The following is a 24772-nucleotide window of genomic DNA, read 5'->3' as shown; positions in this document are numbered from 1 at the left end:
CACCTTCCATGCGCAGCCCCACCGACGACCGACCCGACCCCGACGCGCTGCTGGCCCACCTCCAGCGGCAGGAGCAGTCCGAGGGGCGAGGCCGCCTGCGGATCTACTTCGGCGCCTCGGCGGGCGTGGGCAAGACCTTCGCGATGCTGCAGGCGGCGCGGCACCTGGCGGACCAGGGCCGCGCGCCGCTGATCGGCGTCGTCGAGACGCATGGCCGGGCCGACACCGCCGCGCTGCTCGACGGCCTGCCGCGGCTGCCGATGCGGCAGGTCGACCACCGCGGCCGCGCGCTGCCGGAGTTCGACCTCGACGGCGCGCTGGCGCGTCTGAAGGACCAGCCGGACGCGCTGATCCTGGTCGACGAGCTGGCGCATTCCAACGTCGCCGGATCGCGGCATCCCAAGCGCTGGCAGGACGTCGAGGAACTGCTCGCCAACGGCATCAGCGTCTACACGACGGTCAACGTCCAGCATCTGGAGAGCCTCAACGACGTCGTCGGCGGCATCACCGGCGTGCGGGTGCAGGAGACGCTGCCCGACACCTTCTTCGACCGCGCCGACGAGGTCGTGCTGGTCGACACGCCGGCCGACGAGCTGCTCGCGCGGCTGAAGGCCGGCAAGGTCTACCAGGGCGCGCAGGCGGAGCGCGCCGGCCAGCACTTCTTCCGCAAGGGCAACCTGATGGCGCTGCGCGAGCTCGCGCTGCGCCGCACGGCCGACCGCGTCGAGGACGACGTGCAGGCCTGGCGCAGCAACGAGCGCATCGCGCCGGTGTGGAAGACCGAGGCCGCGATCCTCTGCGCGATCGGGCCCGGCGACGAGGCCGAATCGGTCGTGCGCAGCGCCGCGCAGCTCGCGCAGCAGCTGGCGGTGAGCTGGCATGCGGTCTACGTCGAGACGCCGGCGCTGCACCGCCTGCCCGACGCGCGCCGCGAGCGGTCCCTGCGCGCGGTGCGGCTGGCGCAGGACCTCGGCGCCACGACGGCGGTGCTGGCCGCGCAGGATCCCGCACAGGCGCTGGCCGAGTACGCGCGCGAGCACAACCTGTCCAAGCTGCTGATGGGGCGGGGCGCGCCCTCGCCGCGGCGCTGGGGCAGCCGCGACCTGGCGGCGCACCTCGGCCGCGCGGCGCCGGAGCTGGACCTGATCCAGGTCGGCGCGTCGGCGACGCAGCGCAGCAACGAGGACGACCCCGGCCCGACCTTCGGCGCCGCGCCGCGGCGCTACGTCTGGGCGACGCTGGCCTGCGTCGGCGTGGCCGCGGTCTGCTGGCCGTTGTCGCACCGCATCGCCAACGACAACATCGTCATGCTGTTCCTGCTCGGCGTGGTGGGCGTCGCCATGCGCTGGGGGCGCGGACCGGCCGTGCTGGCCAGCTTCCTCAGCGTCGCGCTGTTCGACTTCCTCTTCGTCGCCCCGCGGCTGAGCCTGGCGGTCAGCGACGTGCAATACGTGATCACCTTCGTCGTGATGCTGGCGGTCGGCCTGATCACCGGTCAGCTGACGGCGGGACTGCGCTATGAGGCGCGCGTGTCGTCGGAGCGCGAGGCGAGGGCGCGCGGCCTGTTCGAGCTGACCCGCGAACTCGCCGGCGCGCTGCAGACCGAGCAGGTCGTCGCCACGGCGGAGCAGCAGCTCGCGTTGCAGTTCGGCGGACGGGCCCTGCTGCATGTGCTCGACGACGACGACCGCCTGCAGCCGTCGCCGACGGAGGAGATCCTGGCCGTCGGCGATCGCTCCGATGCCGGGACCGCGCGCTGGGCGCTGGATCACGAGCAGGCGGCGGGCCTGGGCACGGACACGCTGCCGGGCAGCCAATGGTTCTATCTGCCGCTGCGCGCGCCGATGCGCACGCGCGGCGTGCTCGCGCTGCGCCCCGGCGACGCGCAGACGCTGATGCTGCCGGAGCGCCGCGCGCAGCTGGAGACGGCCGCGCGCATCGCGGGGCAGGCGCTGGAGCGCGTGCACTACGTCGAGGTCGCGCAGCAGGCGCTGCTGCAGATCGAATCGGAGCGGCTGCGCAACTCGCTGCTGTCGGCGCTGTCGCATGACCTGCGCACGCCGCTGGCCGCCCTGCAGGGGCTGGCCGAGACGCTGGCCAAGCGCGATCTGGACCCCGGCGCGGCCGAGACCGCGCAGGCGATCGAGCAGCAGTCGCTGCGCATCAATGCCATGGTGCACAACCTGCTGGACATGGCCCGGCTGCAGAGCGGCGCGCTCAAGCTCAACCGGCAGTGGCAGCCGGTGGACGAAGTCATCGGCAGCAGCCTGCAGCTGATGGGCACGGCGCTGGCGCGGCATCGCGTGGTGCTGGACGTGCCGGCGACGCTGCCGCTGGTGGAACTGGACGCGGTGCTCATCGAGCGCGTGCTGGCCAACCTGCTGGAGAACGCCGCGAAGTACACGCCGCCGGGCAGCGAGATCCGCGTGATCGCGCGCACGCACGGCGCGGGCGATGCGGGCGACTTGAGCGTCTTGAGCGTCTCGCACCGGTCGAGCGGCTTGAACGTCGACGGCGACGTCGTCGCCGGCCGGGGCGAGATGCGCCTGTCCGTCGAGGACAACGGCCCCGGCCTGCCGCCCGGTCGCGAAGAGGCGCTGTTCGAGAAATTCACGCGCGGCCACAGCGAGTCGCACCTGCCCGGCGTGGGGCTGGGGCTGGCGATCTGCCGTGCCATCATGCAGGCCCACGGTGGTCGCATCTGGGCGGAGCGCGCGACGCCGCAGGGCGGGGCGCGTTTCAGTCTGGCGCTGCCGCTGGGCGAGCCGCCGGCGCTGCCGGCGTTCGAGGAAGACAGGGAACTCCAACCGTGAGTCAATCGTGAGCGAGTCGCCGCTGAGCGTCGTCCCCGTGGCGCTGATCGTCGAGGACGAACCGAACATCCGCCGCTTCGTGCGCCTGGCCCTGGAGGGCGAGGGCTGGTCCGTGCACGAGACCGGCACCTTGCGCCAGGGCCTGATCGACGCGGGGACGCGGCGGCCGGATCTGGTCATCCTCGACCTGGGCCTGCCGGACGGCGACGGCCAGGACTTCCTGCGCGACCTGCGCGCGTGGTCGGCGGTGCCGGTGATCGTGCTGTCGGCGCGCGGCGCCGAGGACGACAAGATCGCGGCCCTCGACCACGGCGCCGACGACTACCTGAGCAAGCCCTTCGGCGTCGGCGAGCTGATGGCGCGCGTGCGCGTCGCGCTGCGGCGCAGCCAGGCGCGGTCCGGCGAGCAGCAGGACCCGGTCTTCCGCTTCGGCGACGTCGAGATCGACCTGGCCGCGCGCCGTGTGCGCCGCGCCGCCGAGGACGTGCACCTCACGCCGATCGAGTACCGCCTGCTCAGCCACCTGATCGGCAACGCCGGCAAGGTGCTGACGCACCGCCAGCTGCTGAAGGCGGTGTGGGGGCCGTCGCAGGTGGAGCAGAACCACTACCTGCGCGTCTACATGGGCAACCTGCGCCAGAAGCTCGAGGCGGAACCGGCCAGTCCGAAGCACCTGCTGACGGAGACCGGCGTGGGATATCGGCTGATGCCGTAGGCCATCGTTCCCACCGTTGCCACCGCGGCAGTGGTCATGCGGGAACCCTGACCGCCGAAGTTCTCACTGGACAACTTTCGACTCTTCGAAGTTGTCTTCATGCGAATTGCCGGCGGGACATGGATAGTCCCCGATGACCCGACCGATCCGGTCCGCGAGGCCGAGGCGAGGGCGGTGAAGGACAAGTTCCTCCGCCAGGCCTATGACCGGATGGAGATGGCCGTGGATGACGAGCCGCTCGGCCGGCGCGTCAAGTACCCGTCGCCGGCGGACACCACCCTGGCCGGGGTCAACGCCCGGGCCGCCGACGCTGCGCTTCTTGCGGTAGGGCGCTCGCTGCACGACCGTTTGGCGGGGTCCGCCAAGTCGACCAACAAGTGGTCCGCGGGTCGGCCCGATCCGTTCATGCCCGTCGAGCAGAGACTGGACCTGAGCGAGCTGCGGGAGTTGTTGAACGACGATCCCGCGCTGAAGCGGCGTTTCGAGGTCGCTGGCTTGTCGGCCAATGCCTGGGCGGGCCTCAGCCGCAACTGCGGAGGGCTGTGCCGCGCGGTCGAGGACTTTCTCGGCGACGGTTTCCAGACGGTGCAGACGACGCGGGTGGAACTCCAGCCAGAACATGTGATGGTGGTCGTCGGTTCCTTCGATCCTGAACTCGCCCATCGGCCCATGAGCTCGTGGCCGCCCCATCTGATGGTCTGCGATCCCTGGGCCGGCATCGCCTGCCCGGCGCCCGACTATCCCCGACGCTTCGAGGACAAGATGAGGAAATGGGCGGCTGCGGGCAAGAAGCTGCTGATCACGGGGACGGCGGGATGGCAGTCGCCGACACTGCCGGCCTGGCTGCGCTGTCCTGAGCGCATCGACCGGGTCTTCATCGGGCAACGCCACGTTTCGGGCCAGTCCACGGCGAAGGTGATCGTGGTGGAGAAGGGGAAGAAGGGCGACTGTCCCGCTGAGGGGGCCGGGCGCTGTAGCATTGCCCGCACGCCCAAGCCCTGGGCGCGGCCCGACAACACTAGGAGACAACTCATGATCCAGCAGGCCCAGGTTGAACTCGCCAAGACCTTCTTCGAGCAGTCGAAGAAGGCGTTCGAACAGAACTACGCCGCGTGGAGCACCGTGCTCTCATCGCAGAAGGCCATCCTGGAATCGATGCGCGCAGGCGGCCCGCCCTTCGACGTCGCCGCCGACCAGTTCCAGAAGCTGATCGATTTCCACGAGCAGCAGTTCCGCGTCACCTCCGACTTCATGACCAAGCTGCAGGCGGACTACGTCAAGGTGGTGCAGCAGAAGACCAAGTGAACGGATCGAGCGCGTGAGCGCTCGAACACCATCCGTGGAGCGAACTGCGGCGGGTGTCGTTCGACTACGGGATCTCCATTGCAGGAGATCCCATGCGCATTCCAGTTTCATCTCTTGAGGTCGTCGGGCACCGCTTCGGCGAACCGGTGGATCGTGCGCCCGCCGCAGATGTCGCCGCGGATGTCGCCGTGGTGGACGTCGCTTACGGCGGGCTGCCTTTCAAGGTCCGCGCCACCCATGATGCTGCGGTCGCCGAGCGATTGCGAAGGCAGTTCGCCGGACGCGCTCACCGGCGTTTTGCCCAGATCCTGCAAGGCCAGCCCGCCGGCCCTTTGAGGACGTACGGCGCCTGCGCGCAAGATGCGAAGGCGACAGAGTCGGCCAGCGGGGAAGCGCTGCGACAGGTGCATCTTGCGCTCTACAACCGCAGCTTCGGAGCGCTCAAGTCGGACAACAAGATGAGGTTGGGGGAGGCGCCGCCGATCTTTCCGAGGGAGTGTTATTCGGAAGCCACCAGCTTCGGCTACTCGCGGGTCGCCGCCGTGGCTCACTCGGCCAGCGTCTGGCGGGCCACCGCCCACAACTGCACCGAGCTGGCGATCGCTGCACAGGACGTGCTGGCGCATCGCCGTCCCGAGCTCCCGACCAGCCTCGTCATGCTCGCGGGAGCGCATTCCCTGGCCGTGATCGGAGCCCTCGACGCGGAGACAGCGTCCCGCCCCATGGCGACCTGGCCGCCGCATCTCCAGGTCTGCGACCCCTGGGCCAATCTCAACTGCCGCGCCTGCGACTACCCCCGCTTTTTCACCGAAAAGATGGAGCAATGGGCAGCAGGCAGGAAGCTGATCCGTGAGGGGAGCGATTGGCACCCTGCGAATGACAAGGCGTGGCTCGACATCGTGAACCAGGCCCCGCAGGTGCTTGCGCGCCTCACCCATCGGAACGGGCAGTTCAGGAACGTGCTGCTGCAGAGCAGTGGCAGCTCACAGGAGCGGGATACTGGCATCTGAGGCGATGGCGCTGGCGATCTCCGCAACAGCGACGATGCCATGGATCGAATGAACTCTTCCCCGTTCTCCTTTCCGTTCAACCGCGCGCATGCTTGCGTCTTTCGGCCCGGCCGGCTCACGGTCGGACTGATGACGCCCGTCGACGCCAACCCCGGCCGGATGGCCGACTTCGGCGAGGCGCTCGCGCTGGCCGCGCTCGCGGACCGGCTCGGCTTCGCGGCGCTGTGGACGCGGGACGTCCCGCTGATGGTGCCGCAAGGCAGCGACAACACGGCGAGCGCGCTCGACGATCCCTTCCTCTGGCTGGCCGCGCTGGCCGGCGCGACGCGCGACATCGCCGTCGGCGCCGCGGCGATCGTGCTGCCGCTGCGGCATCCGCTGCATGTGGCGAAGGCCGCGCTGTCGCTGGACCGGCTCAGCCGCGGGCGCTTCATCCTCGGCATGGGCTCGGGCGACCGGCCCGCGGAGTTCGCGGCCTTCGGCGAGGACCTGGACCAGCGCGCGGAGAGCTTCCGCAGTCGTTGGGCCATCGTGCGCGCGGCGCTGTCGCCCGACGCCGATGAACGCGCGGCGGTGGTCGCCGCGACCGGTGGTTTCGAGGTGCTGCCCGCGCCGGCGCAACGGATCCCGATGATCGTCGTGGGCTCGGCGCGGCAGTCGCTGCAATGGACGGCGACGCATGCGGATGCGTGGGCCACCTATCACCGCGAGGAAGCGCGGCAGGAAGGCCGCATCGAGCTGTGGCAGCGCGCGCTGGAACAGAAGGGTGTCGGCGCCAAGCCGTTCGTGCAGTCGGTGCAGCTGGAGCTGCTCGCCGATCCGGACGCGTTGCCGGAGCCGCTCGAACTCGGCCTGCGCACGGGCCGCAACGCATTGATCGGATATCTGCGGCGCCTGCAGGCCATGGGTGTGGCCCATGTGCTGTTCAACCTCGGACGCGGACGTCCGGCGCGTGATGTGATCGAGGAGCTCGGCAGCGCGGTGTTGCCTGAACTCGACCGTTGAACCCGACGAGCACCTCTGGGTCGTCCCCGATCCGGGTGTCAGATCGATGCATCAACGACGCCCGGCGCGGGTTGACGCGACGAACCCCGCGTTGAAGAATCGCGCCCACGCCGGACGGCTCCGTCCTTGCGTGCATCAACCTCTTCACTCTTCCGGAGGTGCCCCCATGAAGACCCCGACCTTCCCCCTTCGCTGATCGCCGACGGCTGTCCGGATCCTTCCGTATTCCTGCCGCGATGCCTCTGACCGGTCCACCTTCGGACTTGCATCGCGCGCGCCTCTTCCGCTCTCCGTCGGTCTCCTGACCTCACCAGGACCTCCGCGCGCCAACAACGCGGGAGGCCGACGGATTCATGCATCTGACCTCCTTGCCGCTGCCGCAGATCCTGCGTGCGCGGGACCCTGCGGGCCTTCGCCCGCTGCCCTCCGATCTCTCCGGCGCAGACCTGCCGATCGCAGCCCTGACGGGGCGGCACGTGCGCATCGAAGCGCTGATCGACGGCGCTGCGGCCGATCTCTCCTTTGATCCCCGCGGCGAATTGATGCTGCGAGCCGGCGGCCGCCCGCTGGCCGGTGGCTTCGGCGAACGTCCCTTCATCCCGATGAAGATCTGGGCGATGGCCCATGAGCGGCGCCTGCTCGAGCGGCTCGGCGACCGCTACGAACTGCACGGCGTGTGGAGTTACGCCATGCGCCGCGTCTGGTACGACCGGCTGCCTCACTACTTCCACGCGACGGAGGTGCTCGACCGTGCGACGGGGCGCTGCCTGACGGCGTCGCGGCGAGAGGCACTGCTCGCCGGCTCCCCCGTCCTGTCGGTGCCGGTCCTGTACGCGGGACCGATGCCGACTCAATCGCAGTGGCTGGAGACGCTGATGCGACGCCCGGTCGCGCGGTCCGCCGGATGGCGGCGCGCATTCGAGGCCGCCGCTTTGCGCGAGGCGCTGCCGGCGGACCTGTGGCCATCGCGCCCCGGTGAGGATATCCGTCCGGCGGAACTCCTCGTCACCGTGGAAGAAGCACACGGCGTGGTCGCCCGCTTCCGGCTGAGCGCGGGCGACGACACTCCCGCCGATCCGAGGGTGCCGGCGGCGGCCATGCCGACCCGTGCGCCGCTGGCACCGATGGGCGCGCTGTTGCCCAACGCGCTGGCGCCCGGCGCGGACCTCTTCGCCGCGGAGCCGACTGTCACCTGGCGGGACGTCGGCGTGAAGTCGCTGCGATCGCTCGGCGCGTTGAAGGCGATGGCGGTCGAGGCCGCGGAACAACGCTGCGCTTGAGGCCTGCGGAGAACGGGGTCGAGACGTCGACCCGCATCGGGTCGGCCGATCGGGGCCTCGTCTATTGCCCGACAGATGGAGGCCAGTCCGCCATCCAGCCGTCGACCACCGCGCCGAGCGCGGCCCGCAACCCCGCGCCATGCGTGGCGGCGTCGCGCCGCAGCGCGTCCAGCGGCACGCGCGCCTGCGCGAGCTCGCCGGCGTGGCCGATCAGCCATTGCTCCAGGCGTGCGGGATCGCTTTCCAGATGGAACTGCAGCGCGAGCGCGAAGCCCTCGATCGCGAAGGCCTGGTTCGGACACAGCGGCGTGGTGGCGAGGCTCGTCGCGCCTGCCGGGATCTCGAACTGGTCGCCATGCCAGTGCAGCACGGGTTGGTCGACCACGCCTCTCGCACCGCTCGCGAGCGGCGCGAGCGCGGAGTCGCGGCCGGACTCGGTGAGCGTCAGCGGCGCGAAGCCGATCTCCTTGCGGCCATGCGCCATCGGCCGCACGTCGGCACCCAGCGCCCGCGCCATCAGTTGCGCGCCGAGGCAGATCCCGAGCAGCGGCCGCCGCGAATCGAGGCGTCGGCGGATGAGCGCGATCTCGTCGTTCAGATACGGATACAGCGCGTCGTCATAGGCGCCGATCGGGCCGCCGAGCACGACCAGCAGATCGACCGCATCGAGGTCTACGTCGCGCAGATCATCGACACCTGCGTCCCGCGTGAGGAAGCGCTCGAAGCCGCGCTCGGCCAGCACGGGCTGCAGCAGGCCGAGGTCTTCGAAAGCCAGATGGCGGACGGCAAGGACGGTCTTGGGCGTGGACATCGGAATGACGCGACGGGCGCGCGAGGAGGTGAGGACGGGCGCAGTATCCGTGCCCGCCACGCCCGTCACCGTTCAGGACGCATCCGATCGTCCAGCCGACGCGTCCATTCGTCCATCGGACCCTCCGCCAATTCGGCAACTCGTCCTCGCGTCAACTCGTCGATTCGTGCCGACGCTGCCCGACGTAATCTTCAGCGGTCCGGACCGGGAGGTGATCCGGATCGGATCAGGCGGGATGCGGCTGCCGTCCCGCCGAGGGGCCCTTGCGGATGCGCCAGGCCTGCACGGCCATCAGGATCACGAAGAGCAGGAACACGACCCCGATCGCCTTCTGCAGCGCCGGGTCGTCGGGGCCGGTGAACAGCGGGGCGCCGACCGGCACGCGGGTGAAGGTCTCGTTCAGGCCGGGGATCATGTGGCAGAACAGCGTGAAGCTGTAGCCCAGCGTCTCCGCATACGGCGAGAGGCCGCCGAGGAAGCGCGTGCGATGCGCCGCAACGGCGACGGCCAAGGTGACCAACGTGACGATCGCCAGCACGTGGGCGATGTTGAAGCCGCCATGACGGAAGATGCCGAACGCCGTCAGGCAGGTGATGACGGTGCACCAGAGGTAGGTGCGACCGAGCGTGGACTGGCCCTCGATGCGGCCGGTCCGGAAGATCAATGCGTAGCCGGCCACCAGGGCCACCAGTGCGAACGCCGTGTGGACAGCGCCAAGGAGGGTCAGACCGAACATGTGTGCTCCCTGCTGAGCCGCGTCGCCGCGGCGGGCCGGAGCGCGGCGCGCTCCTGCGGACACCTTAGGGGGTGCCCGGGGGCGCGCGCATCGGTCGGATGGGGGAGGACTCAGGGCGGGGTTTCCCGGAGGCGATCACCCGCAGTAGACGGTGCCGCCCGGCCGCCGGTTCAATCGATCTCACTCTGGCGATATCGGCGAGCGGGGAGCTCCGGCCCGTTGCCGCGACCGACATCGCCAACGACGCCGAGTCGCCCCGTATTTCGCAGGGCAGCGTCCTCGAAGACGCTCCCATGGCGACGCGCTTCGTCAACCCGCGGGGTCCGTGCCGGCCGCAACGTCGCGGGACGATCTTTGCTCGGCGTGGGCGCGGCATACGCGCCGGACGCGCGGTTCGAGATGCTGGGAAGAACGCCATTGCCTGCAGGCAGCGCGGCGAGGCCCGACGGCAGGTGGGTGGCTGGCGCATTTTTCGGTCGCATCGGGTCGTTCTGCCCGTTGGCGACTCGGCCTTGCTCGCCGGGCACCTGGTTGGACAGCAACCCGGCTGCCCCCCGTTGCTCCCACGGTGTCCGACAGTCGCTTTCGGCCTGCTGGTAAGGGGCCATGTCCTGGTAGTCGGACAGGGAGCTGTAATCGGTGGTGCGGCTGGTTTTCATTGATGATTTCCTGCTGGTTGATGACACGCGTGCGTCACTCATGGGCGGCGGCGCACGGGGTCAGTGGAAATCCATCGACGTTGATTCGACCGCTGCCCCGTCGGAGCAATCAATTCCGATCAGGCCGGTCGGATGCCACAGGGGAGGGGTGCAGGTACTCGACCGCCATGCGAAGAAGACCGGTCAGGATCAGGCGGCGCGTGCGCGGCCGAAGACGGGTGGCCGATCCAGTTGTCCGATCCAGTGTCGATAGACGCTCGTCGCCGCGCCGCGCAGGCGCGCGAGGCGCTCGGGCAGGGCGGCCAGGATCTCGGCCTCGCTCTGCACCGTCACGCCGCGTCCGCGGCTCAGCTCTTCGCGTCCCTGCGCGCACCAGTCGCGCAGGCTTTGCTCGGTCACTTCCAGGTGGCTCTGGAGTCCGATGTGCGGGCCCAGCGAGAACCCCTTGTTCAGACAGTTCGAGCCGAACAGCGTCCGTGTCGCGCCCGCCGGGATCTGGAAGCTGTCGTAGTGCCAGTTGAAGCTGAGCAGGCGATCCTCGCCGCCGAACAGTCCGCGCGCGGCGGGCGTGATCCACAGCTCGCGCCAGCCGATGTCGGGCCGCGGATTGCGGGCCACGCCCGCGCCCATGGCGCGCGCCAGCTGCTGCGCGCCGAAGCAATGGCCCAGGATCGGCCGGCTCAGCCGCAGCGCGTCGATCAGCAGGGCCTGCTCCGCCCGGATCCAGGGCGTGCCGTCGTTGACGCCGTGATCGCTGCCCAGCAGCACCAGGCCGCTGAACGCGCCTGCGGTCCGCGGCAGGGTGTCGCCCAGGTCGGGCCGCAGCAGATGCACCGGCACGTCGTGCGCGCGCAGGCACTGGAGCAGGTAGCCCGGACCTTGCGCGGGTTCGTGCTGAAGGATCAACACCGGTCTCATGCGAAGGGGCGCGGCGTGCGCGCCGTTGTTGCGAGGTCTCCAGCGTAGGGAGCCGCGCATCAAGGTCGGGGCAAGACCCGGCCCTCGTGTCTCAAGAATGCATCAAGAGCCCGGGCCAGCATCACTTCTCGGCCCAGACAGACAGGAGTTCCTCGAACTCTCGCGCCAGACGATCGTTCTCGATGACCAGGGCCGCGTTCTCATCCTTTAGGCGGAGCAATTGTTCGTGAGAGCCGGTCTTGATCTGCATCACATCGCGAGGGCCGCGAATCCGTTGGTTGCCGGGATAGAGGTTGTGCGCCGGATCGAACCAGACCAAGTTGAATGCTGTATTCCATAGGAACCCGTGCAGGCGCCCCTGGTTCTTGCCCATGCTGACCTCAAAGGCCTGTTGAACGATGTGGAGCGCGTCCTGTTCAGGGTCCAGGGAACCCTGTTCCCTGCTCAGCATCGTGGCGATGCGGGCAACGATACGTCGTGGAAATGCGTCGCGGCTGCCAGTGTCCGTCTTGAAGATCGCTTTGCACCCGAGGCCGGGAATATGCCGCTTCGACATCTGCTCAACCGTGCAGGTCTGGATGGTCTGAAGGCAAGTGAATAGGCGCACGTAGAACTCGGCGTCGAATCCATGCAGGAAGAACAGGTCTGTCTCCCAGTCAATGAACTCAAATGAAACGCGCAGGAGCGGCGGCTTCTGTTTGTAGGTGGCGGCTCGATCGAATCGAGGGAAGCTATCGTTCATCTTCGGGGAGCTGCGTGAGGAAGTACTTCCGCATGGCGTCCTTGCTGATGAGTTCGCGGCTGCCCATGTTTTCCGGCAGGCCATTGCGCGCATCGAGCCAGGGAGCCTCGTTGTGGGTCATGTTCGACAAGGCTGCCCCGTCGAACCGGCCAAAGGCGGCAACGACTTCTCTCACGGTCTGATAGCCCGGAGCGTCTTCCAGCGGCGTGTGCCACTGCGCATCGATCGGGTGCCATTGAAGACTCCCATACTTGGCGTGAAGCTCCGCGATGGTGGGGCCGTTCTGACGCGCCTCGAAGTCCTCCGGAAACAGTGCGCGACCCTCCGCCAAGCTGTAGCCCTGGGCGTAGTAGCAGAGCTTCTGCAGCTTGTTGGGGGAGGGGCTTTCGTCGAAATACTTGCGATGGCATTCGATGATCAGTCGGTGGATGGCGTCCAGTTGCGGTGAGATCGACATGAGGCTTCCTTGAAGACTGGAACGGCAGATCTTGAGAGCTGTTGGTTTCATGCGAAATGGCTCGTACAAGTGCAATCCACTCGTCCACCCACTGATGTCGATGGCGACGCCCACTTGAATCGGTGGGCGAGCGGGCCTGCGGACGTCAGGCGCGGTCGACGCAGCGCCCGAGGCCTTGAGGGCGCAATGCCACAATCCCGGAATGAACTTGCAGTCCCCGCGCCCGCCGCGCGCCATCGTCCAGACCGCCGACTTCGACCTCAGCGCCGAGACGCTGGCGCTGCGCGCCGAGGACGGCGGCGTCGGCGCGGTGGTGAGCTTCGTCGGCACGGTGCGCGATGGCGCGGACGGCACGCCCGTCTCGCTGATGGAGCTCGAGCACTATCCCGGCATGACCGAAGCCGCGATCGAGGCCATGATCGACGAGGCCTTTCGGCGCTTCGACATCCGCGGCGCACGGGTCATCCACCGCGTCGGGGCGCTGCAGCCGCGTGACCAGATCGTGCTGGTGCTCGTGAGCTCGCGCCACCGCGGCCAGGCGTTCCAGGCCTGCGAGTTCCTGATGGATTACTTGAAGACGCAGGCGCCGTTCTGGAAGAAGGAACACGGACCGGACGGCGCCCGCTGGGTGGACGCGCGCGTCGCCGACGACGAGGCACTCGCGCGGTGGGGCATCAACGTGGAGGGGAACGGTCGATGAGCTGGATGCAGGTAGCGGCGGTGTCCGTCGGAGCGTCGGGCGGCGCGCTCGCGCGCTGGGGCGCAGGGTTGATGCTCAACACGAAGTGGCAGGGTTTTCCGCTCGGCACGCTGGCCGTCAACATCGTCGGGGGCTTCCTCATCGGCATGGCGCTGGAGTGGTTCGGGCGCTATCCCAACGACATGCTCAAGCTGCTGCTGGTCACCGGCTTCCTCGGCGGCCTCACGACCTTCTCGTCCTTCTCCGGCGAATCGCTGTCGCTGCTGCAGCGCGGCGAGTTCCTGATGGCGCTCTCGCACTCCGCCGCCCACGTGGTGGGATCCCTGGCCGCCGCGGCGGCCGGGCTCAAGGTCATGCAGATGCTGACCCAATCCCTCGCATGAAGTGAATGGCTCCCGCCCCGTGGGGGCGGGTGGGGGTGGGGTGGCTGCGCCCCGCCCGCTTGGAGGGCGGGGATGGGGTGGGAGCTCACGGTAAAGAGCAGGGGTGAACCGCAGCGGCGATCGAAGGAGAGGGTGTCCCCATCGCTCCTCCGGTAGCCGTCGCCACGTTGGGCATCCTCCTTGCCGCGTTCCGCAGCGTCTTGAAATATGGGGACACACTCCCCACTTCGGTCGCAACGGAGGTTATTTCCCATGCGAGTCGACAAGCTCACCACGAAGTTTCAGGAAGCGCTGGCCGAGGCCCAAAGCCTGGCGGTGACGCGCGAGAACCCCTACATCGAACCCGTCCACGTGCTGGCCGCGATGCTGGCCCAGGACGAGGGCCCGAAGGCGCTGCTGGAGCGCGCCGGCGTGAAGGTCCCGGCGCTCAAGAGCGCGCTGGACGGCATCCTCGGCGGCCTGCCGCAGGTGCAGGGCGAGGGCCAGCAGGTCCAGCCCAGCCGAGACCTGATCGGGCTGCTCCAGAACGCGGAGAAGGAAGCCTCCAAGCGCGGCGACCACTTCATCGCCAGCGAGATGTTCCTGCTGTCCCTGGCCGACGCCAAGAGCGACCTGGCCGGCATCGTGCGCGGCCACGGCCTCACCCGCAAGGCGCTGGAGACGGCGGTCCAAGCCGTGCGCGGCGGCCAGAAGGTCGACAGCCAGGAATCCGAAGGCCAGCGCGAGGCGCTGAAGAAGTACACCCTGGACCTGACCGAGCGCGCCCGCGCCGGCAAGCTCGACCCGGTGATCGGCCGCGACGACGAGATCCGCCGCGCGATCCAGGTGCTGCAGCGCCGCACGAAGAACAACCCCGTGCTGATCGGCGAACCCGGCGTCGGCAAGACCGCCATCGTCGAAGGCCTGGCGCAGCGCATCGTCAACGAGGAAGTGCCGGAAAGCCTGAAGGGCAAGCGGGTGTTGTCGCTGGACATGGCCGGCCTGCTCGCGGGCGCCAAGTTCCGCGGCGAATTCGAGGAACGCCTGAAGTCGGTGCTCAAGGAAGTCGCCGCCGATGAAGGCCGCATCATCCTGTTCATCGACGAGATCCACACCATGGTCGGCGCCGGCAAGGCCGAGGGCGCCATGGACGCCGGCAACATGCTCAAGCCCGCGCTGGCGCGCGGCGAGCTGCACTGCATCGGCGCGACCACGCTCGACGAATACCGCAAGTACGTCGAGAAGGACGCCGCGCTGGAGCGCCGCTTCCAGAAGGTGCTGGTCGACGAGCCCACCGTCGAGGCCACCATCGCCATCCTGCGCGGCCTGCAGGAGAAGTACGAGGTCCACCACGGCGTCGAGATCACCGACCCGGCCATCGTCGCCGCGGCCGAGCTCTCGCACCGCTACATCACCGACCGCTTCCTGCCCGACAAGGCCATCGACCTGATCGACGAGGCCGCGGCCAAGATCAAGATCGAGATCGACTCCAAGCCCGAGGCGATGGACCGGCTCGACCGCCGCATGATCCAACTCAAGATCGAGCGCGAGGCCGTGCGCAAGGAGACCGACGAGGGCTCCCAGCGCCGCTTCTCGTTGATCGAGGAAGAGCTGCTCAAGCTCCAGCGCGAGTACAACGACCTGGAAGAGATCTGGACCACCGAGAAGGCGCAGGCCCAGGGCTCCGCGCACGTCAAGGAAGAGATCGACCGCATCAAGTTCCAGATCGAGGAACTCAAGCGCAAGGGCGACTTCAACAAGGTCGCCGAGCTGCAGTACGGCAAGCTGCCCGACCTGGAGAAGCGCCTGAACGAGGCGCAGGCCAAGGAGATGGGCAAGGCCAAGGACAAGAGCCAGCCGCAGCTGCTGCGCACGATGGTCGGCGCCGAGGAGATCGCCGAGGTGGTCGCGCGCGCCACCGGCATCCCCGTGGCCAAGCTGATGCAGGGCGAGCGCGACAAGCTGCTGCAGATGGAAGAGAAGCTGCATGAGCGCGTCGTCGGCCAGGACGAGGCGATCGTCGCGGTCGCGGACGCGATCCGGCGCTCGCGCGCGGGGCTGTCCGATCCGGACAAGCCGCTGGGCAGCTTCCTGTTCCTCGGCCCGACCGGCGTCGGCAAGACCGAGCTGTGCAAGGCGCTGGCGGGCTTCCTGTTCGACAGCGAGGACCACATGATCCGCATCGACATGAGCGAGTTCATGGAGAAGCACTCCGTGAGCCGCCTGATCGGCGCGCCTCCGGGCTATGTCGGCTATGACGAGGGCGGTTACCTGACCGAGGCCGTGCGCCGCAAGCCCTACAGCGTGCTGTTGCTCGACGAGGTCGAGAAGGCGCATCCGGACGTGTTCAACGTGCTGCTGCAGGTGCTGGACGACGGCCGCCTGACCGACGGCCAGGGCCGCACGGTCGACTTCAAGAACTGCGTGATCGTGATGACGTCCAACCTGGGCTCGCAGCACATCATGGCCTTGCAGGGCGAGCCCGACGAGGTGATCCGCGACGCGGTGTGGGGCGAGGTCAAGGCGCATTTCCGGCCCGAGTTCCTCAACCGCATCGACGAGACCGTGATCTTCCATGCGCTGGGCGCGGACCACATCAAGTCGATCGCGCGGATCCAGCTGCGTCAGCTCGAGCAGCGGCTCGACAAGCTGGAGATGAAGCTCGACGTCAGCGAGGAGGCGCTCGCCGAGCTGGCCAAGGTCGGCTTCGATCCGGTCTTCGGGGCGCGGCCGCTCAAGCGCGCGATCCAGCAGCGGATCGAGAACCCGCTGTCCAAGCTGATCCTGCAGGGCCGCTTCGGTCCGAAGGATGTGATCCCGGTGAGCGTCGAGACCTCACCCGCCGGAGAGCCCGGCGAGTTCAACTTCGGACGCGTGGTGCATTGACGCCGCGGGGCGCCGGTGCCGGGTCTTGCCCGGCTCGGCGCCTCAACGCAGTTTTTCGAGCACTTCCGATCTGAACTCTCGCTGGTACAGCACGTAGAGCACGCCGGCGGTGGACAGGGCCAGCGCCCAGGGCGAGAAGAACCAGGCCACGACGGGGAACGCGAGGTAGTAGCCGCGCAAGCCGTCGTTGAAGGCCTCGGCCGCCATGCCGACGACCGCGCCGGCGCGGTCGGCGAATTCCTCGCGCGCATCCGGCCCCAGTTGCGCGAACTGGCCCGCCTCCGGCGCGGACGCCACCAGCAGCGCGCCGAAGGTGTACTGCCGCATGCTCCAGGTGAAGCGGAAGAAGGCGTACACGAAGATGCCGGTCAGCAGCGCGAGCTTGATGTCGAAGACCAGCGTGCTCGTCTTGACCGCGAACGGCAGCCCCAGCACCAGGGCGCTGGTCTGCTCGCTCGCGCCCAGCGCGGCCAGCAGGCCGCCGATGATCAGGATGGTCGTGGAGGCGAAGAAGGACGGGCTCGACAGCAGCGCCTGACTGACCGCGCCGTCCAGCACCCGCATCTCGCGGTAGGTCAGCTGCAGCATCCACTGGCGCCGCACGCGGTTGGTGATGGCCAGCAGCGAGCCGCGCCCGTCCGCATGGCGCTTGGAGAACTGGGCATAGCCGATCCAGGCCAGGAAGAACAGGCCCAGCGAGGCCCAATCGAGCAGCGGCAGCGCGGCCAGCAGTTGTCGAAGCGATTGCATCGCGCGAGTGTAGAGGCGCCCTGAGAGCGCCAAGGGGTGCTTCACGGATGCGCTCCCAGGGCGCGGTGCCAGGGTCAGCGCCAAGGCTGCGCTCATGCGGCGCTCAGTCGGCGTTCAGGCGGCGCGCTTGCGGCGCACGGCGTCGGGCAGGACCGCGGAACCCGCGTCGTCGAGCGCGATGCCGCCGGCATCGGCCAGCGCGGCCCAGTGGGGCCAGCACGGCTCGAGCAGCGCGATGGCGGCGTTCAGAAGGGCCGTCGCCGCCGCGGCACTCAGCCCGCGGATCACCGCGACGACGAAGCTGCCTTGCGCTTCGTCCGGTATCGACGTCGGCAGCATGAAGTCGATCGCCTGGCAGTTGGTGCACTCGTAGTGGCCGGTCGAGGGATCGAACAGGATCTCGACCACGTGCCTGGACGTGGCGACCCGCGCGTACACCAGCGGCGTGTACTGCCCGCGCAGGCGGACGCGGATGCCATGGTCCTCGGGCCAGTCGGCGAGGCCCGTCAACTGGCGGATCAGTGACGGCAAGGCGGCCGGGAGGGCCGCACCGACGGGATCAGCCGTGAGGGGAGGCATCGGGAAGGTCAAGGCGCCGGGCTTCATCCGCAATCTCCATCCGTCGGCGGCCCGCCGCGGCATGCGACGGGTCCGCCTCTCGGAGTGAAGCGACGAAGTGCCGGGCCCGGGCGGGCAGGTTCACACCCGCCCGCCGGGCTCAGACCGGCAGGTCGAACACCAGCACCTCGGCGTCCTGGCCGGCTTCGACCGTCACGCCCGCCTCCTTGGCCAGCTGGAGCGCGTCGCCGGCGCCCAGCGCTTCGCCGTTCACGGTCGCCTGCCCGCGCACGACGTGCACGTAGGCGATGCGGTCCGCGGCCAGCGGCAGCTCGGCGCGTTCATCGCCGTTGAACAGTCCGGCGTACAAGCGCGCATCCTGATGGATGGACACCGAGTCCTGCGCGCCGTCCGGCGAAGCGACCAGCCTCAGCTTGCCGCGCTTGTCGGCGTCGGCGAAGTGCTTCTGCTCGTAGCCCGGCGTCACGCCCTGGCGGTCCGGCATGATCCAGATCTGCAGGAAGTGGGTCTGGCCGTCCTTCGAGTGGTTGAACTCGCTGTGCCGCACGCCGGTGCCGGCGCTCATCCGCTGCACGTCGCCGGGACGGATCACGCCCGCGTTGGCGCCGCCGGGCGTGCCGTTGCCCATGCTGTCCTGGTGCGCCAGCTCGCCGCTGAGCACGTAGCTGATGATCTCCATGTCGCGGTGGCCGTGCGTGCCGAAGCCGGTGCCGCCGGCGATGCGGTCCTCGTTGATGACGCGCAGCGGGCCGAAGCCCATCCGGCGCGGGTTGTGATAGTCCGCGAACGAGAAGCTGTGGAAGCTCTTGAGCCAGCCGTGGTCGGCGTAGCCGCGATCCGAGGACTTGATGACTTCACGCATGTCGATGCTCCTTGTGTAGCCCCCCCGGTGTGGTGGAGAGGGCCTGCTGGTTGGCGATGGACTCACTGTAGGGAAGCAGGCCTCTGCCGAGGGGGAGGGGGCTTGAAGCCAGCATTCAAATAAGATGAAGGAATGGCTCAACAAGACAAACGACGGGTGCTGACGCCGGAAGCGCTGGCGATGATGGACAGCATCGCGCGCAGCGGCAGCTTCGCCGCGGCGGCGCGGGAGATGGGCAAGGTGCCGTCGGCGCTGACCTACTCGGTGAGGCAGCTCGAGGACGCGCTGGACGTGCTGCTGTTCGACCGCAGTTCGCGCCAGGCGGTGCTGACGGCGGCCGGGCACGAGCTGCTGACCGAAGGTCGCCGGCTGCTCCAGGAGATGGATGCGGTCGCGAACCGCGTCAAGCGCGTCGCCACGGGATGGGAGAGCGAACTCACCATCGCCTTCGACGATGCGATCGCGCGGCGCGCGATCTTCGACCTGATGGAGGCCTTCTATCTCCAGGCCGAGGACGGCAAGCCGCCGCCGACGCGCCTGAAGCTGCGCACCGAGGTGCTGTCGGGGACCTGGGAGGCGCTGATCTCCGGCCAGGCGGATCTGGCGATCGGCACCAGCGCGCAGCCGCCGGGCAGCTCGGTCGTCTGCGAGGTGCTCGGGCCGATGGAGATGGTGTTCTGCGTCGCGCCGCATCACCCCCTGGCGGGCTTCGAGGGGGTGCTGACCTCGGCCGAGATCGCGCGGCATCGCATCGTCGCCGTGGCGGACACGGCGCGCAGCCTCGCGCCGATGACCGTCGGCGTGGTGCCCGGGCAGGAGGTGCTGACCGTGCCGTCGATGGCGATCAAGCTCGAGGCGCTGCTGCGCGGTCTGGGCGTGGGTTCGCTGCCGACGCCGATGGTGCGGCGGCACGTGGACGCGGGGCGGCTGGTCCAGAAGGAGACCTTCCAGGGCAAGCGCATCTCGCCCATGCACTACGCGTGGCGCAACGGCCATCGCCCGGCCAAGGCGCTGGCCTGGTGGCTGGACCGGCTCCGGAGCGAGACGACGCGGCGCTCGCTGATCGAGCAGCACGAGGGCCTGCTGCTGTGATGCTGGCGGACCGAGCGGCGGACCGGGCGGCGGGCCGCGGCTACGTCGGCCGGTTCGCGCCGTCGCCCACGGGGCCCTTGCATGAGGGCTCGCTGGTCGCGGCATTGGCGAGCTGGCTGGATGCCCGGGCGCATGGCGGGCGGTGGTTGATCCGGATCGAGGACGTCGACCGGCCGCGCTGTCCGGCGGGTGCCGATGCCGTGGTGCTGTCGCAGCTCGCCCAGGTCCGGCTGCTGCCGGACGAGCCGCCGATCTGGCAGTCGAAGCGTGATGCGGCCTACCAGGCTGCGTTGGGTCGGCTGATCGCCGCGGGCTGGGCCTACCCGTGCGGATGCTCGCGCAAGGACATCGCTGAAGCGATCGCCGCCCTGGGCGGCCAGCGGGAGCGGCATGGGGAGCTCGTCTACCCGGGTACGTGCCGGCACGGGCTGCACGGCAAGCCCGCGCGGGCGTGGCGGCTTCGGAGCACGTCGACCGTCGATGGCGAGGCGCCTCTGCGCATCGACTGGCGGGACCGCCGCCTCGGCGGGCAGTCCCAGGACCTGACCGACGAGGTCGGCGACTTCGTCCTCCAGCGCGCGGACGGGCTCTGGGCGTATCAGCTGGCGGTCGTCGTCGATGACGGCTGGCAGGGCATCACCGACGTCGTCCGCGGCGAGGACCTCGCCGACAACACGCCCCGGCAGATCCGGCTGCAGGAATTGCTCGGCCTGCCCCGGCCCCGCTATCTGCACACGCCGCTGGTGCTCGGCGAGAACGGCGAGAAGCTCTCCAAGCAGAACGGCGCCCAGGCCCTGGACCTGGGCGACCCGCTTGCCGGATTGCGGCGCGCCGGCGCTCGACTCGGGTTGCCGGCGCTGGAGGCGCGGACGGTGCCCGAGTGGCTCGCCCGCGCCGTGGCGGCGTGGCATGTACGGCAGCGCCCGGTGTAAGGACCTTCGGCGGCTGGCATGATCACGCCTTTGCATTTCGGGACGCGAACCAGCGTCCCCCTTTCAAGGAACCTTCGATGAAGACGACCGACAGCGGCCTGCAATACGACGACACCACCGCCGGTACCGGCGCGACCGCCCGCGCCGGCCAGGACGTGAAAGTGCACTACACCGGCTGGCTCTTCAAGGACGGCGAGAAGGGCACCAAGTTCGACTCCAGCAAGGACCGGGGCGAACCGTTCGAGTTCGAACTCGACGGCGGCATGGTCATCAAGGGCTGGGATGAAGGCGTCCAGGGCATGCAGGTCGGCGGCACGCGCGTGCTCGTCATCCCGCCGCAGCTCGGGTATGGCGCGCGCGGCGCCGGCGGTGTGATCCCGCCCAACGCGACGCTGATGTTCGAGGTGGAATTGCTCGGCGTGTCCGGCGGCGTGGAAGCCATCGAACTGAACAAGCTGGCGACCACCGCCAGCGGACTCCAGTTCGAAGACGTCAAGGAAGGCGAAGGCGCCGTCGCCGAAGCCGGCAAGCGCGTCACCGTCCACTACACCGGGTGGCTCTACAAGGACGGGCAGCGAGGCCGCAAGTTCGATTCCTCCAAGGATCGGCGGGATCCGTTCCGCTTCCACCTCGGCGCTGGGGAAGTCATCAAGGGCTGGGATGAAGGCGTCCAAGGGATGAAGGTCGGGGGGACCCGCTTCCTCGTCATTCCGTCGGAACTGGGCTACGGCGCGTACGGCGCAGGCGGTGTGATTCCGCCGCATGCAACGCTGCTGTTTGAAGTGGAATTGCTGGCCGTTTGATCGGGTGAGGGAACCGGTCGATCGGCTGATCGGCTGATGCTTGATCGGCCTGTCGGCTGAACTTTCTGCTCCCTGCACCCCGCCGGGTCTCGGCCCGGCAGCCGAGTCCCTTTGTCAGCCGACAAAGGAACCAAAACGGCTCTGACGACGCTCATATGCGCTCGCTGTGTGGCCGTCGTCGCTCTCACGCTTCGCTCGCGAGACTCCTCCAACGATGCCCTCAAACGGCCACCACCGGAGTCCTCGCACCACCTCTCTCTACAGGCTTGCTCGCTTCGCTCGTCGCGCCAGCCACTCAACGCGGTCCGCGTCCGCCTTGCACGCTCGCCCCTAGCGGGGTCTCGCAGCGAAGCGGTCCTCTGTCGTTGTCGTTGTCGTGGCGGTGGCCGTTGCGGTTGCCGCTGCCGCTGCCGTTGCCGTCGAGTCGTGGTGTGAAGAATGGCATCCGCCATCGATGGTGCGAGACTGGCTGGTGACGCTCTGATGGCGTCAGCGGGGAGGCGTCATGAAGCAACGGATCATGTACATCGAGTCGAAGAGTGGTGGACTCACTGGGCCAGCACGCATTGGTCGCGTCACGTTCTCGAAGACGGGCGCGACGCTGTACTACGACGGCAGGTCATTCCAGAGTCAGAAGGGCCAAGGCTTCAAGTCGAACTATTTCGACGTGGAAACGGGCGACATCTACTGGATCTCCGGTCCGCGCAAGGATGGACAGGACAGTCTCTACGCGACCCATCAACGACCTGCGGTCGATGCCGATGTCTGGGACGAGTACTGGACCACGATACGCGGACACGAGCGGCCGCCGAAACGTAAGCGGACGGGCATGTCATGTTGACTTCGTCCAGCGCCCGTGTCCGGCGCCTTGTTGCGGAGCCGCCAGTGTTTGCTGCTGTGCCTCAGAGACCGAGACCCAGGACCTAAGCGGTCTTTGCGCTTTCAGCTGACCGATTTCGAAACCAGAACCACCAGGTCCCAACACACACCAATGCGTAGCCGGCCAAGGCGCCTACGAGGCCATGTGCTTCTTCTTCAGTGCGTACCTTGCCGTCTTCTTCAATAACGGTGATCGTCTTCAACGTAGGCATCACCGCATAGGTCTGTTCACGCCTCTGGCGGGTTACGGTGCCAGAGGATTGAGCGCGGTAAGACCAGCCGATCAAAACGGTCTCCCGCGCTGCGCTTGGACCAAGCGCCTCTTGAGCCACCGACCATGGTGACATTGCGCCCACTGCCATAACGCACGGGAGCAACACAACTAGCAGCGGACACGCGTACTTCAGGATGGTGGACAAGAACTTGATCATGGCGGCAGTCCAAAGCTCACAGTGTGAGAGTGCTTCACTTGGCGTACTTCTGTGATTGTGGGGCTCCCCACCGGACGGCCGCGAATTCCGAGACGGCGCGTGTGGCCGTCAAATCGCTCGCCCGTTGAGCTTGGCTGTCTGGGTGAGGCTCATGAGGGCCGCGGCGCGCCGCCCTGCGAGCAGCGACCCAGCGAATAGCCAGTTCTTGCGCCCCGTGGTCCACGGCCTGATCTGCGGTTCGTCGACATTGTTGTCGATGGGCAGGCCGGGGTTGCTGAGAAGGCGCGTGAGCGCCGCCCACCGGTTCAGGCTGTAGTCCATTGCCTTGGCGGTCGATGATCCATCCGGTACCTTCGGCTGGCCACCAGCACATGGGCGAGCAGGTCCGAGGTGGGCAAGCCCTTGTCGGGTTCGTGGTGGCGCTCCGCGCGCGGCAGGTGGGCGGGTAGCGCCGCGCGCTTGGGCCGCTCGGGCGCGGGCTCAGTGTCCTTGCGCTTGACCATCATCAGCTCGACCAGCTGTGCTTCCAGCGCAGCGAGGTCAGCATCGACCGCCTCGTCGAAGAGCGCCTTCTGCTCGGCATTGCCACGGCTCAGTGGATCAACATGACTTGCCAGGACGTTTACGCCGATACGGCGAAACCTGGACGACCTCTGAGCCAGACATCGAACGGTGAGACGTTGCGAGACCCCGCTAGGGGCGAGCGTGCAAGGCGGACGCGGACCGCGTTGAGTGGCTGGCGCGACGAGCGAAGCGAGCAAGCCTGTAGAGAGAGGTGGTGCGAGGACTCCGGTGGTGGTCGTTTGAGGGCATCGTTGGAGGAGTCTCGCGAGCGAAGCGTGAGAGCGACGACGGCCACACAGCGAGCGCATATGAGCGTCGTCAGAGCCGTTTTGGTTCCTTTGTCGGCTGACAAAGGGACTCGGCTGCCGGGCCGAGACCCGGCGGGCTCTCACGCGGTGAGCAAGCCTGATTTCACCCGCGAGCCAACGCGATGACTTCTTGAGCGGCCTTGCCGGTTTCCCCCCCGCTACCGTCGAGCATGGTGACCCGCGGCGCATTGGCGAGTTGCGGAAAGTGGTTGGTGAGCGATCGTTCATATCCGGGGTCGTAGTGATCCCGCATGAGCTCCCCGAAGACTTCCGCCCACTGTCCGCTGAGGGCCATGGCTTGCCACCGTCCCACGCGTTCCCGGCCGCGCAGCGCGACCAACCCTCCGATGAGCGAGTTGAACGCCTGCGGATCCGCCTTGAAGTGGGCGTAGTCTTCCAGCAGCAGTTGCACCCGCCCTGGGTCGGCCATGTCGATCCAGACGCAGCGCCCGTGCTGCCTCAATCGCAGATGAAGCGGTTCGGGCAACTGCACCCCGCCGATCTTGCGGCTCTCGCTTTCGACGAACACCGGCCGTGACGGATCGAGCTTCACCATCGTCTGCCACAACGCCGTATCGAAGGCCTTCTGGCTGGGCTGCGGCTGATCGGGCAGGGCGCCTAGCACCGAGCCGCGATGGCGCGCGATGGCCTCCAGGTCCAGCACCTGCTCGCCGCCGGCAGCAAGCGCCTGCAGCAGCCGCGTCTTGCCCGATCCCGTCCGCCCGCACAGCACGACGAAGTCGAATCTCGCCGGCTGCTCCGCCAGGGTCTTGATCACCTCGCCGCGAAAAGCCTTGTAGCCCCCCACCAGTTGCAGCGACTTGAACCCGATCTGGTTCAGGAACCAGTTCATCGCGCCGGACCGCTGGCCGCCGCGCCAGCAGTAGACCAGCGGCCGCCAATGCTTGCGCATCAGCGGCCGATTGGCATCGAGCTGGTTGGCGATGTTGCGCGCGACGATCGCCGCGCCGAGCTTGCGCGCTTCCAGCGGATCCTGCCGATAGAGCGTGCCGACGACGCGCCGCTCGTCGTTGTCGAGCACGGGCCAGTTCAGGGCGCCGGGCAGGTGGTCTTCCTCGAACTCCCCGGGCGACCGCACATCGATCACGCTGCTGAACTCGTCGAGCCGGGCGAAGGCCTCGGCCGACGGGATCACGTGGTACTGGCTCATCG

The 24772-nt window shown here is 68.4% G+C and carries 25 protein-coding genes and 2 pseudogenes; 14 read left to right on the top strand and 13 right to left on the bottom strand.

Annotated elements, in window-relative coordinates:
• Positions 1 to 8 precede the first annotated feature (8 nt).
• From AC1VNM_RS10450 to AC1VNM_RS10425, 6 genes are all read left to right on the top strand, one after another.
• Positions 9 to 2813 carry a DUF4118 domain-containing protein gene (locus AC1VNM_RS10450; RefSeq protein WP_483106879.1) on the top strand — a complete coding sequence of 935 codons (2805 nt, stop codon included), beginning with the start codon at positions 9 to 11 and terminating at the stop codon, positions 2811 to 2813.
• 7 nt (positions 2814 to 2820) lie between these two features.
• Positions 2821 to 3528, top strand: a complete 708-nt coding sequence (gene kdpE / locus AC1VNM_RS10445) for a two-component system response regulator KdpE (RefSeq protein ID WP_377154173.1) — start codon at positions 2821 to 2823, stop codon at positions 3526 to 3528.
• 99 nt (positions 3529 to 3627) lie between these two features.
• Positions 3628 to 4833, top strand: a complete 1206-nt coding sequence (locus AC1VNM_RS10440) for a hypothetical protein (RefSeq protein ID WP_483106878.1) — start codon at positions 3628 to 3630, stop codon at positions 4831 to 4833.
• Between the two features lie 92 nt (positions 4834 to 4925).
• Entirely contained in the window at positions 4926 to 5843 is a 918-nt protein-coding gene (locus tag AC1VNM_RS10435; RefSeq protein ID WP_483106877.1) for a hypothetical protein, read from the top strand.
• Positions 5844 to 5882: 39 nt separating this feature from the next.
• Positions 5883 to 6848 carry a TIGR03571 family LLM class oxidoreductase gene (locus AC1VNM_RS10430; RefSeq protein WP_483106876.1) on the top strand — a complete coding sequence of 322 codons (966 nt, stop codon included), beginning with the start codon at positions 5883 to 5885 and terminating at the stop codon, positions 6846 to 6848.
• A 353-nt stretch (positions 6849 to 7201) separates the two neighbouring features.
• Positions 7202 to 8128 carry an RNA ligase family protein gene (locus AC1VNM_RS10425; RefSeq protein ID WP_483106875.1) on the top strand — a complete coding sequence of 309 codons (927 nt, stop codon included), beginning with the start codon at positions 7202 to 7204 and terminating at the stop codon, positions 8126 to 8128.
• A gap of 61 nt (positions 8129 to 8189) precedes the next feature.
• Here AC1VNM_RS10425 and AC1VNM_RS10420 read toward each other — a convergent pair whose 3' ends face one another.
• The 6 genes from AC1VNM_RS10420 to AC1VNM_RS10395 form a co-directional block, all read right to left on the bottom strand.
• Positions 8190 to 8939: a glutamine amidotransferase gene (locus AC1VNM_RS10420; RefSeq protein WP_483106874.1), complete on the bottom strand. Its 750-nt coding sequence runs from the start codon at positions 8937 to 8939 to the stop codon at positions 8190 to 8192.
• A gap of 226 nt (positions 8940 to 9165) precedes the next feature.
• Positions 9166 to 9675 (bottom strand): DUF2306 domain-containing protein, encoded by a 510-nt coding sequence (locus AC1VNM_RS10415; protein WP_377154194.1) that lies wholly within the window; start codon positions 9673 to 9675, stop codon positions 9166 to 9168.
• Between the two features lie 170 nt (positions 9676 to 9845).
• Complete coding sequence (locus AC1VNM_RS10410; protein ID WP_483106873.1) at positions 9846 to 10334, bottom strand: hypothetical protein; 489 nt, start codon at positions 10332 to 10334, stop codon at positions 9846 to 9848.
• A gap of 189 nt (positions 10335 to 10523) precedes the next feature.
• The gene (locus tag AC1VNM_RS10405) at positions 10524 to 11243 is read right to left on the bottom strand and encodes a type 1 glutamine amidotransferase (protein ID WP_483106872.1); all 720 of its coding nucleotides are present in this window, start codon (positions 11241 to 11243) and stop codon (positions 10524 to 10526) included.
• Positions 11244 to 11373: 130 nt separating this feature from the next.
• A complete protein-coding gene (locus AC1VNM_RS10400; protein ID WP_483106871.1) occupies positions 11374 to 11994 on the bottom strand; it encodes a hypothetical protein in 621 nt (206 codons plus the stop codon).
• The gene (locus AC1VNM_RS10395) at positions 11984 to 12451 is read right to left on the bottom strand and encodes a Panacea domain-containing protein (protein ID WP_377154206.1); all 468 of its coding nucleotides are present in this window, start codon (positions 12449 to 12451) and stop codon (positions 11984 to 11986) included. The genes AC1VNM_RS10400 and AC1VNM_RS10395 overlap by 11 nt, the downstream gene beginning before the upstream one ends.
• Before the next feature lie 202 nt (positions 12452 to 12653).
• Here AC1VNM_RS10395 and AC1VNM_RS10390 point away from each other — a divergent pair, with 202 nt between their 5' ends.
• From AC1VNM_RS10390 to clpB, 3 genes are all read left to right on the top strand, one after another.
• Positions 12654 to 13151 (top strand): molybdenum cofactor biosynthesis protein MoaE, encoded by a 498-nt coding sequence (locus AC1VNM_RS10390; RefSeq protein ID WP_483106870.1) that lies wholly within the window; start codon positions 12654 to 12656, stop codon positions 13149 to 13151.
• Positions 13148 to 13534 carry a fluoride efflux transporter CrcB gene (crcB, locus tag AC1VNM_RS10385; protein ID WP_377154211.1) on the top strand — a complete coding sequence of 129 codons (387 nt, stop codon included), beginning with the start codon at positions 13148 to 13150 and terminating at the stop codon, positions 13532 to 13534. Before AC1VNM_RS10390 ends, crcB begins: the two co-directional genes overlap by 4 nt.
• Positions 13535 to 13786: 252 nt before the next feature.
• Positions 13787 to 16399, top strand: coding sequence for an ATP-dependent chaperone ClpB (gene clpB, locus AC1VNM_RS10380; RefSeq protein ID WP_483106869.1), 2613 nt, complete (start codon positions 13787 to 13789; stop codon positions 16397 to 16399).
• 42 nt (positions 16400 to 16441) lie between these two features.
• Here the strand turns inward: clpB and AC1VNM_RS10375 are convergent, their stop codons facing one another.
• The 3 genes from AC1VNM_RS10375 to AC1VNM_RS10365 all read right to left on the bottom strand — a co-directional run bounded on the left by AC1VNM_RS10375 (position 16442) and on the right by AC1VNM_RS10365 (position 18590).
• Complete coding sequence (locus tag AC1VNM_RS10375) at positions 16442 to 17149, bottom strand: DUF599 domain-containing protein (RefSeq protein ID WP_377154217.1); 708 nt, start codon at positions 17147 to 17149, stop codon at positions 16442 to 16444.
• A gap of 114 nt (positions 17150 to 17263) precedes the next feature.
• Positions 17264 to 17755, bottom strand: a complete 492-nt coding sequence (locus tag AC1VNM_RS10370; protein ID WP_483106868.1) for a hypothetical protein — start codon at positions 17753 to 17755, stop codon at positions 17264 to 17266.
• Between the two features lie 112 nt (positions 17756 to 17867).
• Positions 17868 to 18590, bottom strand: a complete 723-nt coding sequence (locus AC1VNM_RS10365; protein ID WP_377154222.1) for a pirin family protein — start codon at positions 18588 to 18590, stop codon at positions 17868 to 17870.
• A gap of 132 nt (positions 18591 to 18722) precedes the next feature.
• Here AC1VNM_RS10365 and AC1VNM_RS10360 point away from each other — a divergent pair, with 132 nt between their 5' ends.
• The 5 genes and pseudogenes from AC1VNM_RS10360 (at position 18723) to AC1VNM_RS10340 (ending at position 22258) form a co-directional block, all read left to right on the top strand.
• A complete protein-coding gene (locus AC1VNM_RS10360; RefSeq protein WP_377154224.1) occupies positions 18723 to 19682 on the top strand; it encodes a LysR family transcriptional regulator in 960 nt (319 codons plus the stop codon).
• Positions 19682 to 20614, top strand: coding sequence for a tRNA glutamyl-Q(34) synthetase GluQRS (gene gluQRS / locus AC1VNM_RS10355; RefSeq protein ID WP_483106867.1), 933 nt, complete (start codon positions 19682 to 19684; stop codon positions 20612 to 20614). Before AC1VNM_RS10360 ends, gluQRS begins: the two co-directional genes overlap by 1 nt.
• Positions 20615 to 20691: 77 nt before the next feature.
• Positions 20692 to 21036, top strand: a pseudogene (locus AC1VNM_RS10350) (FKBP-type peptidyl-prolyl cis-trans isomerase); the annotation flags it as partial.
• A 33-nt stretch (positions 21037 to 21069) separates the two neighbouring features.
• Positions 21070 to 21417 carry an FKBP-type peptidyl-prolyl cis-trans isomerase gene (locus AC1VNM_RS10345; RefSeq protein WP_231993353.1) on the top strand — a complete coding sequence of 116 codons (348 nt, stop codon included), beginning with the start codon at positions 21070 to 21072 and terminating at the stop codon, positions 21415 to 21417.
• Between the two features lie 505 nt (positions 21418 to 21922).
• Positions 21923 to 22258, top strand: a complete 336-nt coding sequence (locus AC1VNM_RS10340) for a 1-deoxy-D-xylulose-5-phosphate synthase (protein ID WP_483106866.1) — start codon at positions 21923 to 21925, stop codon at positions 22256 to 22258.
• Positions 22259 to 22340: 82 nt separating this feature from the next.
• On the opposite strand, the gene AC1VNM_RS10335 is transcribed toward AC1VNM_RS10340, so the two are convergent.
• The 4 genes and pseudogenes from AC1VNM_RS10335 to mnmH all read right to left on the bottom strand — a co-directional run bounded on the left by AC1VNM_RS10335 (position 22341) and on the right by mnmH (position 24770).
• Positions 22341 to 22727, bottom strand: a complete 387-nt coding sequence (locus tag AC1VNM_RS10335) for a hypothetical protein (RefSeq protein ID WP_483106865.1) — start codon at positions 22725 to 22727, stop codon at positions 22341 to 22343.
• Positions 22728 to 22847: 120 nt separating this feature from the next.
• Positions 22848 to 23078 (bottom strand): annotated as a pseudogene (locus AC1VNM_RS10330) (IS66 family transposase); the annotation flags it as partial.
• Positions 23033 to 23599 (bottom strand): transposase domain-containing protein, encoded by a 567-nt coding sequence (locus AC1VNM_RS10325; protein ID WP_483106864.1) that lies wholly within the window; start codon positions 23597 to 23599, stop codon positions 23033 to 23035. The pseudogene AC1VNM_RS10330 and the gene AC1VNM_RS10325, both read right to left, overlap by 46 nt.
• Before the next feature lie 103 nt (positions 23600 to 23702).
• Entirely contained in the window at positions 23703 to 24770 is a 1068-nt protein-coding gene (mnmH, locus tag AC1VNM_RS10320; RefSeq protein WP_483106863.1) for a tRNA 2-selenouridine(34) synthase MnmH, read from the bottom strand.
• Between the last annotated feature and the right edge of the window lie 2 nt (positions 24771 to 24772).

Source organism: Mitsuaria sp. MSU3D, assembly GCF_056867975.1.
The sequence above is the reverse complement of the archived record's forward strand: the minus strand, read 5'-3'. Positions and strand labels throughout refer to the sequence as shown.

What these genes read in the sequence shown, in the direction of transcription:
- AC1VNM_RS10450 (WP_483106879.1), top strand. Translation starts at nt 9, where the DNA reads ATGCGCAGCCCCACCGACGACCGACCCGACCCCGACGCGCTGCTGGCC.
- AC1VNM_RS10440 (WP_483106878.1), top strand. Translation starts at nt 3,628, where the DNA reads ATGCGAATTGCCGGCGGGACATGGATAGTCCCCGATGACCCGACCGAT.
- AC1VNM_RS10435 (WP_483106877.1), top strand. Translation starts at nt 4,926, where the DNA reads ATGCGCATTCCAGTTTCATCTCTTGAGGTCGTCGGGCACCGCTTCGGC.
- AC1VNM_RS10430 (WP_483106876.1), top strand. Translation starts at nt 5,883, where the DNA reads ATGGATCGAATGAACTCTTCCCCGTTCTCCTTTCCGTTCAACCGCGCG.
- AC1VNM_RS10425 (WP_483106875.1), top strand. Translation starts at nt 7,202, where the DNA reads ATGCATCTGACCTCCTTGCCGCTGCCGCAGATCCTGCGTGCGCGGGAC.
- AC1VNM_RS10420 (WP_483106874.1), bottom strand. Translation starts at nt 8,939, where the DNA reads ATGTCCACGCCCAAGACCGTCCTTGCCGTCCGCCATCTGGCTTTCGAA.
- AC1VNM_RS10415 (WP_377154194.1), bottom strand. Translation starts at nt 9,675, where the DNA reads ATGTTCGGTCTGACCCTCCTTGGCGCTGTCCACACGGCGTTCGCACTG.
- AC1VNM_RS10410 (WP_483106873.1), bottom strand. Translation starts at nt 10,334, where the DNA reads ATGAAAACCAGCCGCACCACCGATTACAGCTCCCTGTCCGACTACCAG.
- AC1VNM_RS10400 (WP_483106871.1), bottom strand. Translation starts at nt 11,994, where the DNA reads ATGAACGATAGCTTCCCTCGATTCGATCGAGCCGCCACCTACAAACAG.
- AC1VNM_RS10395 (WP_377154206.1), bottom strand. Translation starts at nt 12,451, where the DNA reads ATGTCGATCTCACCGCAACTGGACGCCATCCACCGACTGATCATCGAA.
- AC1VNM_RS10390 (WP_483106870.1), top strand. Translation starts at nt 12,654, where the DNA reads ATGAACTTGCAGTCCCCGCGCCCGCCGCGCGCCATCGTCCAGACCGCC.
- crcB (WP_377154211.1), top strand. Translation starts at nt 13,148, where the DNA reads ATGAGCTGGATGCAGGTAGCGGCGGTGTCCGTCGGAGCGTCGGGCGGC.
- clpB (WP_483106869.1), top strand. Translation starts at nt 13,787, where the DNA reads ATGCGAGTCGACAAGCTCACCACGAAGTTTCAGGAAGCGCTGGCCGAG.
- AC1VNM_RS10375 (WP_377154217.1), bottom strand. Translation starts at nt 17,149, where the DNA reads ATGCAATCGCTTCGACAACTGCTGGCCGCGCTGCCGCTGCTCGATTGG.
- AC1VNM_RS10370 (WP_483106868.1), bottom strand. Translation starts at nt 17,755, where the DNA reads ATGAAGCCCGGCGCCTTGACCTTCCCGATGCCTCCCCTCACGGCTGAT.
- AC1VNM_RS10365 (WP_377154222.1), bottom strand. Translation starts at nt 18,590, where the DNA reads ATGCGTGAAGTCATCAAGTCCTCGGATCGCGGCTACGCCGACCACGGC.
- AC1VNM_RS10360 (WP_377154224.1), top strand. Translation starts at nt 18,723, where the DNA reads ATGGCTCAACAAGACAAACGACGGGTGCTGACGCCGGAAGCGCTGGCG.
- gluQRS (WP_483106867.1), top strand. Translation starts at nt 19,682, where the DNA reads ATGCTGGCGGACCGAGCGGCGGACCGGGCGGCGGGCCGCGGCTACGTC.
- AC1VNM_RS10340 (WP_483106866.1), top strand. Translation starts at nt 21,923, where the DNA reads ATGAAGCAACGGATCATGTACATCGAGTCGAAGAGTGGTGGACTCACT.
- AC1VNM_RS10335 (WP_483106865.1), bottom strand. Translation starts at nt 22,727, where the DNA reads ATGATCAAGTTCTTGTCCACCATCCTGAAGTACGCGTGTCCGCTGCTA.
- AC1VNM_RS10325 (WP_483106864.1), bottom strand. Translation starts at nt 23,599, where the DNA reads ATGCGCTCGCTGTGTGGCCGTCGTCGCTCTCACGCTTCGCTCGCGAGA.
- mnmH (WP_483106863.1), bottom strand. Translation starts at nt 24,770, where the DNA reads ATGAGCCAGTACCACGTGATCCCGTCGGCCGAGGCCTTCGCCCGGCTC.